The sequence below is a fragment of the Nocardia sp. NPDC055029 genome, from assembly GCF_053608525.1.
This window is the reverse complement of sequence record NZ_JBSGVQ010000009.1, coordinates 153177-165918: the sequence shown is the minus strand read 5'-3', so window position 1 is coordinate 165918 and position 12742 is coordinate 153177. Positions and strand designations below refer to the sequence as shown.

11 protein-coding genes are annotated in these 12742 nt (G+C 69.9%); 2 read left to right on the top strand and 9 right to left on the bottom strand.

Features of this window, described 5'->3' with window-relative positions:
- Positions 1-340: 340 nt before the first annotated feature.
- Both ACWF9G_RS11570 and ACWF9G_RS11565 read left to right on the top strand, forming a co-directional pair.
- The gene (locus tag ACWF9G_RS11570) at positions 341-1234 is read left to right on the top strand and encodes a TfoX/Sxy family DNA transformation protein (protein WP_452515011.1); all 894 of its coding nucleotides are present in this window, start codon (positions 341-343) and stop codon (positions 1232-1234) included.
- Positions 1235-1364: 130 nt separating this feature from the next.
- The gene (locus ACWF9G_RS11565) at positions 1365-2015 is read left to right on the top strand and encodes a hypothetical protein (RefSeq protein WP_452515009.1); all 651 of its coding nucleotides are present in this window, start codon (positions 1365-1367) and stop codon (positions 2013-2015) included.
- A gap of 105 nt (positions 2016-2120) precedes the next feature.
- Here the strand turns inward: ACWF9G_RS11565 and ACWF9G_RS11560 are convergent, their stop codons facing one another.
- The 9 genes from ACWF9G_RS11560 to ACWF9G_RS11520 form a co-directional block, all read right to left on the bottom strand.
- Complete coding sequence (locus ACWF9G_RS11560; protein ID WP_452515007.1) at positions 2121-3071, bottom strand: Ppx/GppA phosphatase family protein; 951 nt, start codon at positions 3069-3071, stop codon at positions 2121-2123.
- A 64-nt stretch (positions 3072-3135) separates the two neighbouring features.
- Complete coding sequence (locus ACWF9G_RS11555) at positions 3136-3657, bottom strand: DUF501 domain-containing protein (RefSeq protein ID WP_452515005.1); 522 nt, start codon at positions 3655-3657, stop codon at positions 3136-3138.
- Complete coding sequence (locus tag ACWF9G_RS11550) at positions 3654-4247, bottom strand: FtsB family cell division protein (protein WP_379304838.1); 594 nt, start codon at positions 4245-4247, stop codon at positions 3654-3656. The genes ACWF9G_RS11555 and ACWF9G_RS11550 overlap by 4 nt, the downstream gene beginning before the upstream one ends.
- 46 nt (positions 4248-4293) lie before the next feature.
- The gene (eno, locus tag ACWF9G_RS11545; RefSeq protein WP_378854841.1) at positions 4294-5580 is read right to left on the bottom strand and encodes a phosphopyruvate hydratase; all 1287 of its coding nucleotides are present in this window, start codon (positions 5578-5580) and stop codon (positions 4294-4296) included.
- Between the two features lie 114 nt (positions 5581-5694).
- A complete protein-coding gene (locus ACWF9G_RS11540; RefSeq protein WP_379304966.1) occupies positions 5695-6372 on the bottom strand; it encodes a lytic transglycosylase domain-containing protein in 678 nt (225 codons plus the stop codon).
- Between the two features lie 91 nt (positions 6373-6463).
- A complete protein-coding gene (locus ACWF9G_RS11535; protein WP_452515003.1) occupies positions 6464-7576 on the bottom strand; it encodes an LppU/SCO3897 family protein in 1113 nt (370 codons plus the stop codon).
- Between the two features lie 111 nt (positions 7577-7687).
- A complete protein-coding gene (locus ACWF9G_RS11530; RefSeq protein WP_452515001.1) occupies positions 7688-10177 on the bottom strand; it encodes an ABC transporter ATP-binding protein/permease in 2490 nt (829 codons plus the stop codon).
- Positions 10174-11112: an ABC transporter permease gene (locus ACWF9G_RS11525; RefSeq protein ID WP_452515000.1), complete on the bottom strand. Its 939-nt coding sequence runs from the start codon at positions 11110-11112 to the stop codon at positions 10174-10176. The genes ACWF9G_RS11530 and ACWF9G_RS11525 overlap by 4 nt, the downstream gene beginning before the upstream one ends.
- Positions 11109-12620, bottom strand: coding sequence for an ABC transporter substrate-binding protein (locus tag ACWF9G_RS11520; protein WP_452514998.1), 1512 nt, complete (start codon positions 12618-12620; stop codon positions 11109-11111). The genes ACWF9G_RS11525 and ACWF9G_RS11520 overlap by 4 nt, the downstream gene beginning before the upstream one ends.
- Positions 12621-12742: the final 122 nt, after the last annotated feature.

The window sequence follows — 12742 nt, the reverse complement described above, 5'->3', positions numbered from 1 at the left end:
GCCACCAACCGTTACGACGAGCCCACTACGGCGCCGACAAGCCCGCCCGGGCCGGAAAAGCGATTGCCCGGGTGCTGGGCGATGTGGCCTCCTTGGGTGGATGAGAAGACAGCGGCCGGAGAATGCCCGGGATATCGCAGACGGGTTGAAACTGCATCGGTATACGGTGCGGGGAGTTCGTGGTGTGCGAACGGTGATCGTGCCGCGGCCGGGGACGCGGGCTCGGTTCAGTACGAATCGGTTCCATGACACGTGGCACGTGCTGTCGGACGACCACGGGGCACAGTTGCTGGCCCGGTTGTTGTGGGGGCTTTCGTATCAGGCTCGGCCTGGGACGGTAGTGCTGATCGATCGGGAGTTTCTGCTACCGACGCCGTTCGATGCCGATCCCGCCGATCCCATCGCGCTGGTGCCGGGATGGTTCACCCGGTTCGACGATCAGGCCGCTGCGGCATCGAGCCACCGGGTACGGAGGGGGAATCCGGAGGGGACGGTGCGGTGGCGGTCCTTCGGACTGGACCGAACGCTGGAACCCGGGGCGTTCGACAGCTGGGCGACCCGGCAGCATTATCGACGAACACAGGGCGACATCGCTCGCCGACGCGGAATGCTTGTGCTCACCCCACGGACGCCCGACGACTGCCGCGCGTGGGCGATCGGCGCGGCGCGACTCGATTCCGCGGGCTATGGGTCCGATCACGTATATCTGGACGAATGGAATCGCGGCCACGACGGCGAAATCCAGATCTTTCGCGCATTTCGCCCAATGGTCGGCGTCGCCCGGCAGGCGCGGGCCCGCGTCCTCGCCCGCGATGAAATACCGTCGTCTCCGGACGGCTTGCGTGCCGCCGTCTGGAACGAGGCGGAATCCGTTCGGGGCGACGCGCACTTGCGAATTCGCGCCTACTACGGACGCGGTGCCGAACTCGGCCACGCCGCCGCGGCGATGCTCGCCCATGCCGATGTGCGTTCGCTGGACGATCTCAGCGAACTCGGCGCCGTCGAAACCTACCGGCGGCTGCGCGCGGCCGAAGTGAAAGGCCTGAACCTGGAGATGCTCTGGGCGCTCGAGGGCGCGCTCACCTATCGCGATCGCCGACTGATCGGGCCGGAGCGGCGCCGGGAGCTGGTCGCCGCGCTCGGGCCTGCGCCCGTACCCGAGCGGATCGCCCTGCGCCGCTACCGCGCTCCGATCCGGCCCGCTGCGAGGGCTTCCGCGACTCGCCCGAGGTGAATAGGGCGGGCAAGGTATCCATCCAACGTGGCGGGCGGTCCGAATAGGTTGTGTTCATCGACCACGAAATGTCGAATTCACCCGGGGGGTCGAATTCTTCGGGCGAATTCGGAGAGGGAGTTTCTCCGATATGTTCCAGAACTCGAGTTCCAGCGTGGGACGCCGGATGCTCGCTGCCGTGTTGCCGGTAGCGGTGGCTGTCACGTTCGCCGGTGTGGCCTCGGCCGAGGTCGATGCCGATCAGCAGGCGCGCTTCGCCCAGGGCTTGTCCTCGGTGGGTAATGCCGAAGGGATCGGCTACAGCACCGCGGTGACGCCGGACCTGCGCACCGTCACGGCGACCGTCGACGACGGGCGCTTCGTCCTCGGGCCGGACGGCACACTGACGGTCGAATCCGCGGCCGGCAGCCCGATCGCCCAGGTGCCGACCAGCTTCGGCACGGTCGGCGGCAACACCATTACCGTGGCCACCGAGATCTCCGCCGACGGGCGCACTCTCGAGGCGACGCCGCAGGTCACCCAGGCCGGGGCAGCCGAGCTGAAGACGATCGCCACCAATCCGGCCGCGCAGAACTCCGACCCGGTCCAGAACGCCGCCGCCCTCGGCGCCGGGGTCGGCATGGTGTTCGCCGCGATCGTGTGCGTGCCCGCGATCACCGCCGTCATCCTGTACCTGCCGTGTGTCGGGATGGTCGGCCTGCCCAATGCCCTCATCGGCGCGCTCATCGGCGCTGCGGTCGGCATCGCGGCACCCCAGATCATCCCGCAGGTGCTCCCCTGATCCTGAACGCCCCGATCGCCGCGCACCGAAAGCATCACGGTGCGCGGCGATGTCGTTTCAGGGGTGCGAGACCACCGCGATGACCTGGCTCGCGGGCCGGGCGGCTCAGCCGACGACAGACATCGCGATGCCGTCGAGGATGTCGTGCTCGCTCACGACGAGTTCGGAGATCCCCGCGCGCTGGGCCAGTTCGTCGGCCAGCACCTCGGTGATGACAGCGCCGCCGCCGATCACGTCGACCCGGCCCGGGTGCATGGGTCCGAGGGCAGCGCGCTGGTCGTGGTCCATGCCGATCAGGCGGTCGCACACCTCGTGCACCTCGGCCAGGCTCAGCCGGGTGAGATGGACTCGGGTGGAGTCGTATTCGGGCAGGTCGAGGGCAACGGCGGTGATCGTGGTCATGGTGCCCGCGACGCCGACCCAGGTGTGCACCTTGTCGACCGGAACCTTGGCGAAGGCCTCGTCCAGCTTGGTCTGCGCGAATTCCCGTGCGGCGTCGACCTGTTCGGCGGTCGGCGGGTTACCGGGCAGGCAGCGCTCGGTGACGCGCACGCAGCCGATGTCGGCGGAAAACGCCGCCTGGACGCCGTCACCGTCGCCGACGACCAGTTCGGTGGACCCACCGCCCAGATCGACAACGACGAAAGGCCCTGCGTCAGCGGACAGTTCGCCGACCGCGCCCGCGAAGGACAGTCGCGCTTCTTCGTCGCCGGTGATCACCTCGGCGACGGCGCCGTCGACGACCCTGCCGAGTTCGGCGCGGGTCATCTCGAAGAAGTCGTCCCGGTTGGCGGCGTCGCGGGTGGCCGAGGTGGCGACCATCCGGACCCGCGAAACATCCTGCGCGAGCATCAGATCGACATAGTCGGCCAGCGCGACACGCGTCCGCTCGATCGCCTCCAACGCGAGCCGGCCGGTGGCGTCGACACCCTGGCCGAGCCGCACGATCCGCATCTCGCGGTGCACATCGGTGAGACCACCGTCGGCGCCGACCTCGGCGATCAGCAGACGGATCGAATTGGTGCCGCAGTCCACCGCGGCGATGCGCTCAGTCATGATGTTCCTCCTGGTCGGCCCGGGCGCCGTGTGAGGTGGTGCGGGCGCCGCGTGCTGTCCGCGATTATGCCGGTTCGCCGGACTTGCGGGCGGCGGGCCAGTCGGCGGGGATCGCGGTACCGCGCAGTCCGGCGTCGGCCGCCAGTGCCACGGCTTCGTCACCGAACGGGTTGACGCCCGGTCCCTTGGCCAGCGAATGCGCGATCAGCACGTGCAGGCACTTGACCCGGTCGGGCATGCCGCCGCCGGTGAAATCGGTGCCGAGCGACTCGATCTCGTCGCGCTCGGCCAGGTAGCTCTCGTGCGCGGCGCGGTAGGCCGCGGCCAGCTCGGGGTCGGCGGCGAGACGTTCGGTCATCTCGCGCATCACCCCGGCCGACTCCTGCCTGCTCGCCTCGGCGGTCAGCCGGGGGTCGGTCAGGTAGTAGAGGGTGGGGAACGGCGTGCCGTCGGGAAGGCGCGGCGCGGTCTTCACCACGGCGGGCAGGCCGTCGGGGGTGCGGTAGGCGACGGCGAGGACACCGCGCGGCTCGCGGCCCAGCTGCTGGGCGATGATCTCGAGGTCGCGCTCGTTCGGTGCGGTCACCTTGGTCCTTCCGGGGCCGGTTCGGAGATGCTGCGCCACAGGTCGGTGTACCAGGGGTCGGGCGCCGCTGTTCGGGTGCTCATCGGCGGCGGCGCCGGTGCTTCGATGCCGGGTATCTGCACGATGTAGGGGGTTTCGCCGGGCATCACCAGGCGCAACCGGTCGCGGGCCTCGGAGCGGATGTAGGCCGGATCCTGCTGCTGGGCCCGGCGGTCACGCAGGACGGCCAGGTCGGCGTCCAGTTCCGCCCGCTGCTGGGCCAGCGCGGCCGCTTCGGCGCGCTGACTGAAGTAGGTCCGGGTCGGCACGGCCAGGGTCAGCGCCAGGCCGCACAGCACGGCAGCGAGGATCACCGCCTTGCCGGTCGAGAGACCGAGGATGGTGTGTTCGCTGCGCTCGAGCTTGCCGCTCGGCTTGCGCTTGCTCGTGGTCGCGCCGGTGGCGGATTCGGGGCGGCGCCGGGTGGTGCGTTTGGCCGCGGCGGGGCGGCCGGGGGCGTCGAGATGACTGGGGCGGGAGCGTGCGGCGCGCGACGTGCGGCGGTCACCGCGTCCACCCGGACTGGTTCCACGCGCACGTCGCTCGGTCATTCGCTACCGCCCCGTCATCTCAACCTGTACTGCGGTACTGCTGATCTCAGAATTCGCCGGTGAAACGCGGGAAGGCCACGTCACCCGCGTAGCGTGCCGAGTCTCCGAGGGCATCCTCGATGCGCAGCAGCTGGTTGTACTTGGCGACCCGCTCGGAACGCGCGGGGGCGCCGGTCTTGATCTGACCCGAACCGACGGCGACCGCGAGGTCGGCGATGGTGGTGTCCTCGGTCTCGCCCGAACGGTGCGACATCATGGTCTTGTAGCCGTTGCGGTGCGCGAGCTCGACGGCGTCGAGGGTCTCGGTCAGGGTGCCGATCTGGTTGACCTTCACCAGCAGCGCGTTGGCGGCGCCCTTGGCGATGCCCTCTTCGAGGCGCTCGGGGTTGGTGACGAACAGGTCGTCGCCCACCAGCTGCACCTTGTCGCCGATGGCGTCGGTCAGCGCGACCCAGCCGTCCCAGTCGTCTTCCGACAGCGGGTCCTCGATGGAGACCAGCGGGTACCGGGTGAGCAGATCGGCGTAGAACTCGCCCATCTCGGCGGCCGTGCGGACCTGGCCCTCGAACTTGTAGCCCTCACCGGGGGTGTAGAACTCGGTGGCGGCGACATCGAGCGCGAGCGCGACATCGGTACCGAGCTTGTAGCCCGCGCGCTCGATGGCGACGCTGATCAGGTCGAGCGCCTCCACGGTGCCCGCGACGTCGGGGGCGAAGCCACCCTCGTCACCGAGACCGGTGGACAGGCCCTTCTCCTTGAGCACCGACTTCAGCGAGTGGTACACCTCGGTGCCCCAGCGCAGCGCCTCACGGAAGGTGGGGGCGCCGATCGGGGCGACCATGAACTCCTGGACATCGACGCCGGTGTCGGCGTGCGCGCCACCGTTGAGGATGTTCATCATGGGCACGGGCAGCACGTGCGCGTTCGGGCCGCCCAGGTAGCGGAACAGCTCGAGGCCCGAGGACTCGGCCGCGCCGCGCGCCACGGCCAGCGAGACGCCGAGCAGGGCGTTCGCGCCGAGGCGGGACTTGTCGGGGGTGCCGTCCAGATCCAGCAGGACCTGGTCGACGGTACGCTGCTCGACGGCGTCGAGGCCGATGATGGCGGGCGCGATCTCGTCGAGGACACCCTCGACGGCCTTGGTGACACCCTTGCCGTTGTAGCGGTCGCCACCGTCACGCAGCTCGACGGCCTCGTGCTCGCCGGTGGACGCGCCGGACGGAACGTCCGCCCTGGTCAGGGTGCCGTCGTCGAGGGCGATCTCGACCTCGACAGTGGGATTGCCGCGCGAATCCAGAATCTCGCGCGCTCCGACCTGTTCGATGATGGCCACGAAAACGACTCCTTACGACTGAAGGCACGGTAGGTCTCACGGCTTGGTCCGTGCGGGTGCGAGCCTATCGCCTCGGCGTGACGTCGAGTAACCGGCACTCCGGGCCGGAGCCGACTACACGCGGCGGCCGATGCTGTAGGTGGCCGCCCTGTCCCGCACGACCCGCATGTACTTGTTCGACTGGTTGTAGGCGAACAGGGCGCGCTGCCAGCCGTCGGCCGAGGTCAGGTCGCCGCCGCGGATGCACAGATACCGGGCGGCGGTGAGGGCGGCGTCGTCGATGTTCTGCGGGTCGAGCACGCCGTCGCCGTTGGCGTCGACCGCCCAGCGGCGCCAGGTCTCCGGGATGAACTGCAACGGCCCGACCGCACGGTCGTAGGTGGTGTCGCCGTCGAGACTGCCCCCGTCGGTGTCGCGGATGTCGGCATTGCCCTTGGTGCCGTCGAGGGCGACGCCGATGATCGCCGGGCGCACCGTCCCGTCGGCGTCGACGCCGGCGCCGCGATGGGTGCCGTGTCCGCTCTCCACACTCGCGATCCCGGCCAGCGTGGTCCAGGCGATTCCGCATTCGGGCTTGGACCGCGCGAGCACCGCCGCCGCGTAGCCGTAGGCCTCCAGCGCGACCGGTTCGATGCCGACCGCCCCCGACTGCTCGTCGGCCCAGCCGCGTAACTGCTCGGCCGCGCGACCCGGCGCGTCCACATCGATCGCGGGTAACGCGGCACCCGGACCCGGCGGCATGTCGCCGGGGATCGACGCGAGCGAACTACACCCTGCGAGCAGCGCGGTCATCGCCACGGCGGCGAGGACGCCGACTTTCTGCACAGACACTCAACCCATCATCCAGGTCTGTGGCACCGACGGCACCTCTCACAGCGACTTCTCAGAGTGGGCCGAGGCAGATCGTCGTGCCCTCGCTCATCGATTGCTTGCGCGTCATCCGTGCCTCGCCGGGTGAACAGGCCACGCCGTCGGAGTCGTATACCGAGGTCACCCGGCCGTCGGCGGTCGGTGCGGCGCAGTCGACCAGGGTGGGCATGTCACTCGAGGTGGCGAAACCGGTAACGCAGTCACCAGGTTTCGCGTAGCCGAGTTGCGCGGGGCTGACCGGGCCGAGGCAGACGACGACGATCAGATCGGTCTTCTCGTTGCTGGTGACCGACACCGAGGTGGTGTTGGTGACGCCGAGGCATTCCGGCTTCGCGGGCGCCACGTACTGGGTCCGCACGGACAGCACCCGCGACGACGCGCCGGCACCGTCGCACGCGACTTTCGCCATCGGCTGCTCGGAGTAGCAGTCGCCGACCTGTGCCGCCGAGGCCGTCGTGGCGAACCCGTTCGGCTTCGTGCACACGACGACGGCGCGGCCGCCGAGCGAGGTCTGCGCGAAGGCCATGCGCGTGTCCTGGTATGCCTTGCAAGCATTGTCGGTGACCGGGACCTTCGTGTGCAGTTCGATCGCGATCACGTCGAGGCTCGCGCGCGAGGTGCCGCACGGCAGCCGTTCGATGGTCTCGCCCGCCTTCTTGACATCGATGCAGTCACCGGCGACGAGACCGCCTGGGTCGACCGGGTTGTTCGCGGTCGGGGCAAGACACAGCGCGGTGGTCGCGGCGGTTCCCGGGGCGCTGGGCTCGGCGACAGCGCGGGTGGCATCGGGGTACTTCAGGCAAGCCAGCTCGAGCGGCCACTGGATCGGCTCCCTGCCGACGATCTTGTACATGGCAGTCGGTGCGGTGCAACCGTATTCGATCGGCTGCGGGCTGTTGCTCACGCAGTCGCCCACCGCCATCGTCGGCGGTTCGGGGCGGGTGAGCGCGTATACGGTCACCCCGCCCGCCACCGCGACGATCGTCGCCAGGGCGACGAGGAGCCAAGGGAGGAGGCGCTTGCGGGCCGACCGGGTGGGTTCTGTCGGCGGTTCAGGAGGCACCGGAGTCGGGAACTCGACCGGCCTCCACTGGGCGGCAGGCTGCTGCGGTGACGGGTGCGCCATCGGGGTAGATCTCCTGAAAACAGTGGGGGGACAACCCGATGACATCGGGGGTGTCGCGCCATCCGTTACGGATATCCGTAGAGGAGGTTTCCCGGGTCTCCGGCCGGGTCGTCAGCCCATCAGATCCGCTGTCGCCTGATGAGTCGGCGCGGCGAGAACCATTGCCGGACAGCCTGATTCGACTACGCGACCGTGATCCAGCACGAGGAGCTGGGTGCAGTGCCTGGTGACCAGGGCCATGTCGTGGCTGATCAGCAGGACGGTGGTGCCGCGGTCGGTGCGGAGGTGGTCGAGAAGGGTCATGATCGCGGCGGCGGTGCCGGTGTCGAGGGCAGTGGTGATCTCGTCGCAGATCAGGACGGCGGGGTCGGCGGCGAGGGCTCTGGCCAGGGCGACGCGCTGGCGTTGGCCGCCGGAGAGTTCGCGGGGATGGCGGGTCGCGAGGTCGGCGGGGAGTTCGACCGCGGTGAGCAGGGATTCGACGTGCGCCCGCACGTCGGTCTTCGGTACCCGGGCGATGCGGCGGAGCGGGCGCGCGAGGGTCTGCTCGACGGTGCGGCGGGGATTCAGTGCCGCGAGCGGGTTCTGGGTGACCAGCTGGATGCCGTTGACACCGGCCGTGATTCGGCGCCGACGGCCGATCGGGATACGCGCACCCCGCAAGTCGAGCGAACCAGAGGCGGTGTCGTGCAGACCCGCGATCACCCGCGCAAGGGTCGTCTTCCCCGCGCCGGACGGGCCGACCACGGCCAGCGCTTCGCCCGCGCGCACCGTGAAATCGATGTCGACAAGGATCTCGTGGCCGTCGGCGACCGCGCTGATCCCGTTGACGCGCAAGGCAGTCGCGCCGTCGGCTCCGTTCCCCCGCGACACCGTCACACTGTCGGGACCGGCAGCTCCATCCACGCCGCCAACGCCGACCTTGTCGAATCGACCTGGGGTCGAATCCTTGCCTGTGGACGGGAGAGCGGTCTCCGGCCCGGCGGCCCCCGCCTCGTCGATGACCGGCATACCGCCGGGCGGGTGGACCTCGACCACCGTGTCCGCGATGGCATGGACCGTGGTGGTGTCGTGACCAGAGAGGAGGACGGCGGTCGACTCGCGGACGGCGAGGTCGGCGATGAGGCGCGCGATGTCGGTGCGCAGGGCGCCGTGTAGCCCGGCGAGCGGCTCGTCGAGGACGAGTACCTCGGGGCGGCGGAGGAAGGCGCGGGCGAGGGCGACGCGGCGTTGCTGGCCGCCGGAGAGGCGGCCGCAGCGGCGGCGCAGGTGGGTGGCGTCGAGGCCGACCAGTTCGAGGGTGGCGCGGCGGTCGGCGGCGGAGGCGGCCGGCGCGGCTTCGGCGAGCAGTGCGCGCACCCGGAGCAGCGGATTCAGCTCGGATCCGGGGTCCTGGCCGACGTAGGCGATCCGGGTGCGCCGGAAGGTCCGCAGCGCACCGGAATCCAGCGCGAACACCTCGTGCCCCGCGACCAGCACCGCGCCTTCACGCCTGGCGCCTGCGGGGAGATGGCCGAGCAGCGCCCGCATCGCGGTCGACTTACCCGCACCCGACGGACCGGTCAGCGCGGTGACCGTGCCTGCCTTCAACCGGAAGGACAGCGGCGCCAACAGCACCGCACCGGACTCGGCGACCACGGTCAACCCATCGACGACGGCGGCGTCTCCGGCATCGACCACCGATATCCCACCGCCAGCCGTCACCTGGTCCGACGCGAGGGGATCAGTGTTCGTCTGATCGACAGTCGCGCCGGTGGATTCACCCACCGTGGGCCTGCTCTTCGCGACACCACCGGTGACCACCAGGTTCACCCCGACCGCGACGATCGCGATAGCCGCGCTCGGAGCCAGCACCGCCCACGGGTTGAGCAGTAGGCCGGAGGCATTGTCGCGCACCATATTCGCCCAATTGTTGTCATCGAGAGCGGGCACGCCGAGGAAGGAGACGGTACTGACGAGGTAGACGGCGACGACGAACCGCAGTCCGAGCTGGGTGGTGAAGACCGACCGCAGGTTCGGCAGAATCTCCCGGAAGACCACATGGGACAGGGACTCTCCGCTGGCGATCGCCGCTTCGACATAGCCGCTGGTCGCGATGCTCGACGCGGCGGCCGCGAAGATCCTGGCGCAATAGGGCACACCGAACAGCAGCGACACCGTGATCAGCGCGAACACCCCGCCCTGCGGCCATGCGGTGAGGACAAGCAGGATGCCGAGCACCGCGGGCAACAGGATCACCAGATCGCCACCGAGTTCGATCACCGAACCGGCGCGCGGGCGGACCGCCGCCACCGCACCGAGCACCGCCGACAACACGGTCACCGCCACCGCGATCACCGCCGACACCACCAGCAGCTGGGTACCACCGGCGAGCAGATGACTCAGCACATCCCGGCCGAGCCGATCGGTCCCGAGCACCGCTCCCCCACCGGGCGGCGCGAACGGCATCCCGACCGCCCGCTCGGCGGGATAGGGCGCGAGCAACGGCCCCACCACCGCGACGAGCGCGACCAGCCCCACCCCAGCCGCCGCCGACCACCGCCACCACGCCCGGCTGGACGCATGATCACCAGGCCGCGGTGGCGTCTTGGCGGCATTCATCGCGTACCTCCCGATGCCCAGTTCCGGACGAAGTCGGCCACCGCGAGCAGGGCCATGATGACGATGGCGGTGAGTGCGACGACCGCGGCGACCGTCGCGGTGTCGCGGTCGGCGACCGATCCGGCCAGCACCGCACCGACGCCCGGGTAGTTGAACAGGGTTTCCACGACCAGCGCGCCGCCGAAGAGCATGCCGACGGAGGTGGCGTAGCCGGCGACGATGGTCGGCGCGGCGAAGGGCAGCATGTGCCGCACCAGGACGGTGCGGGCCGGAAGTCCCTCCAGCACAGCACTCTCCACGTGCGGCGCGGTGGCGACATCGTGCAGTGCCGAGCGCACCACCCTGGCGTTCCAGCCGATCTGCGGTATCGCCAGGGCGAGCACCGGCAGGATCAGCATCTCCGGGCCCGCGGGGAAACCGGAGCGGTCGGTGATGGTGACGGCGGGCAGCAAACCCGTGGCCAACGAGAACACCAGGATCAGGAGTGTCCCGCAGACGAATTCGGGAACCGCGACCGCGACCGTGCTGGCCGGCTGCAGGAAACGCGCGCCAAGGGTGGTCGGCCGCACCGCCCACCAGCAGCCGAGCACGAGCGAGGTCGCGACGGTGAGCAGTAGCGCGATCCCGCCGAGCAGCAAGGTCTGCGGAAACTTGTCGGCGAGCAGCGCACCGATCGAGTTGCCGCGCGCGGTCTGCCCGAAGTCACCGGTCAGCACGCCGGAGAGCCAGTGCCAGAACTGCACTGGCACTGCGCGGTCGAGGCCGAGCTCGTGTTCCTTCGCGGCGAGCTCGGCCTGTCCGGCATCCCTGCCCAGCGCCGAGCGGGCCGCGCTGCCGGGCAGCAGGTCCACCGCCACGAAGACGATGGCCAGCAAGGCCAGCAGCAGCGCGATCCGCCGAAGCAGGAGCAGGGCGAAGGTTTTCACGGCGATCACGCCAGCCAGGCACGTTCCAGCTGGACGCGGGCGAAGCCGCCGAGGGTCGGCAGCCCGCGCACCGGCGCGGCGGCGATGTCGATGCCGTCGGCCATGCCCCACACCAGATAACCGCCACGCTCGGACTCGATGCGCTGGATGTCGCGGACCGCCTTGGCGTAATCGTCACCAGAGGAGGCGAGCGCCTTGGCGGTGGCCGCGTCGAACTCCGGGTCACGGAAGGCGGTTTCGTTGCGGTTGGTACCCGAGGTCATCAGCTTGTCGGCGAAGAAAAGCACCGAATCGTTGGTACCCCACGACACCGTGTAGAGCGGTGCGTTCAGCCAGGTCTGGTCGTAGAAGGACGTGGGTTCGACGGCCTGCACGTCCAAGCGGACGCCGATCTCGGCGAGCTGGGTGGCGATCACCTTCGCCGATTCCACCTCGCCGGGCACCTCGGCCTTCGTCACGAACGGGTAGCTGCGGCCGGTATCGAAATTCGCTTCGCGCAGCAGGGTTTTGGCGCGCTCGATGTCGCGGTCACGACGCGCGAGCGCGGTGTCGTAGAGCGGGTCGGCGGTGCCGAGGATGTCGGCGGCGGTGGTGCCGTAGCCGGAGTGCACCTGGTTGACCAGCGCGGTCCGGTCGACGCCGAGACGCAGCGCGGTGCGCACCCGCGCGTCGGCGAACGGGCCGTCGGCGACGCGCATCGCCACGCCGAGCATGGTGTCGTTCGCGCGCCGGACCACCTGCAGGTCGCCACGGCCCGTCGCGGTGCGTCCGGCGATCGCGCCGACATTGGAGGCGAGGTCGATCTGGCCGCCGAGCGCGGCATTGCCGAGCGCGGTGACGCTGTCGAACATGGTCACCTCGATCGCGTCGAGCAGCGGCGGGGTGCCGTGCCACTGCTCGTTGCGGACCAGCCTGGCATTGCCGCCCTGATAGGACTCGAGCCGGAAGGGGCCGGTGCCGATCGCGGCGGCGAAGTCGGTGGTGCCCTGCGGAACGGTGAAGGTCATGAGCCGAAGCAGCAGTGGCAGTTGGGTATTGGGCGCGGACAGGGTGAACACGACGCGGTTCGGGCCGTCGGCGGCGATATCGCTCTCGGCCACCGGCATCTTCGACGCGCCGCCGACCGAGCGCAGGCGGCGCATCGACCACACCACGTCCTCGGCGGTGACCGGTGCGCCGTTGTGGAACTTCGCGCCGTCGGCGATGGTGAATGTCCAGCGGCGGTTGTCGGCGGAGGGCTCCCAGCGCGAGGCCAGTCGCGGCGCGACGGTCGGGTCGGCGCCGGGGACGGTGAGCGCGTCGTAGACGAGCGAGGCGATCAGGAAGTCACTGTCGTTGCTGAGATTGGCGTGCGGATCGCGCTCGATCCGGGCGGTGGTGCCGAGCGCGCCGACACGCAGCGTGCCGCCCTTCTTCGCGGGCCCGTCGGCCCCTTCGTCGCTCGTGCACGCGGCCGCCAGCAGTAGTGCGGTGACGCCGAGCCCGGATTGCAGGAGTTGCCTGCGTGTGAAACCCATCGTGTTGCCTCCCTCTAACCGCGTGCGCCGCACCACTTTTCCTGGCGTCGCAAACTAGGCGAGGCTAGCCTAAAGTGCGGGCCGAGTGGTGGGGATCCTCGCGACCGTCGCCGAACCGCAGC

Coding starts and splice junctions, on each gene's coding strand:
- ACWF9G_RS11565 (WP_452515009.1), top strand. CDS start 1,365: ATGTTCCAGAACTCGAGTTCCAGCGTGGGACGCCGGATGCTCGCTGCC.
- ACWF9G_RS11560 (WP_452515007.1), bottom strand. CDS start 3,071: ATGACTGAGCGCATCGCCGCGGTGGACTGCGGCACCAATTCGATCCGT.
- ACWF9G_RS11550 (WP_379304838.1), bottom strand. CDS start 4,247: ATGACCGAGCGACGTGCGCGTGGAACCAGTCCGGGTGGACGCGGTGAC.
- ACWF9G_RS11540 (WP_379304966.1), bottom strand. CDS start 6,372: ATGACCGCGCTGCTCGCAGGGTGTAGTTCGCTCGCGTCGATCCCCGGC.
- ACWF9G_RS11535 (WP_452515003.1), bottom strand. CDS start 7,576: ATGGCGCACCCGTCACCGCAGCAGCCTGCCGCCCAGTGGAGGCCGGTC.
- ACWF9G_RS11530 (WP_452515001.1), bottom strand. CDS start 10,177: ATGAATGCCGCCAAGACGCCACCGCGGCCTGGTGATCATGCGTCCAGC.
- ACWF9G_RS11520 (WP_452514998.1), bottom strand. CDS start 12,620: ATGGGTTTCACACGCAGGCAACTCCTGCAATCCGGGCTCGGCGTCACC.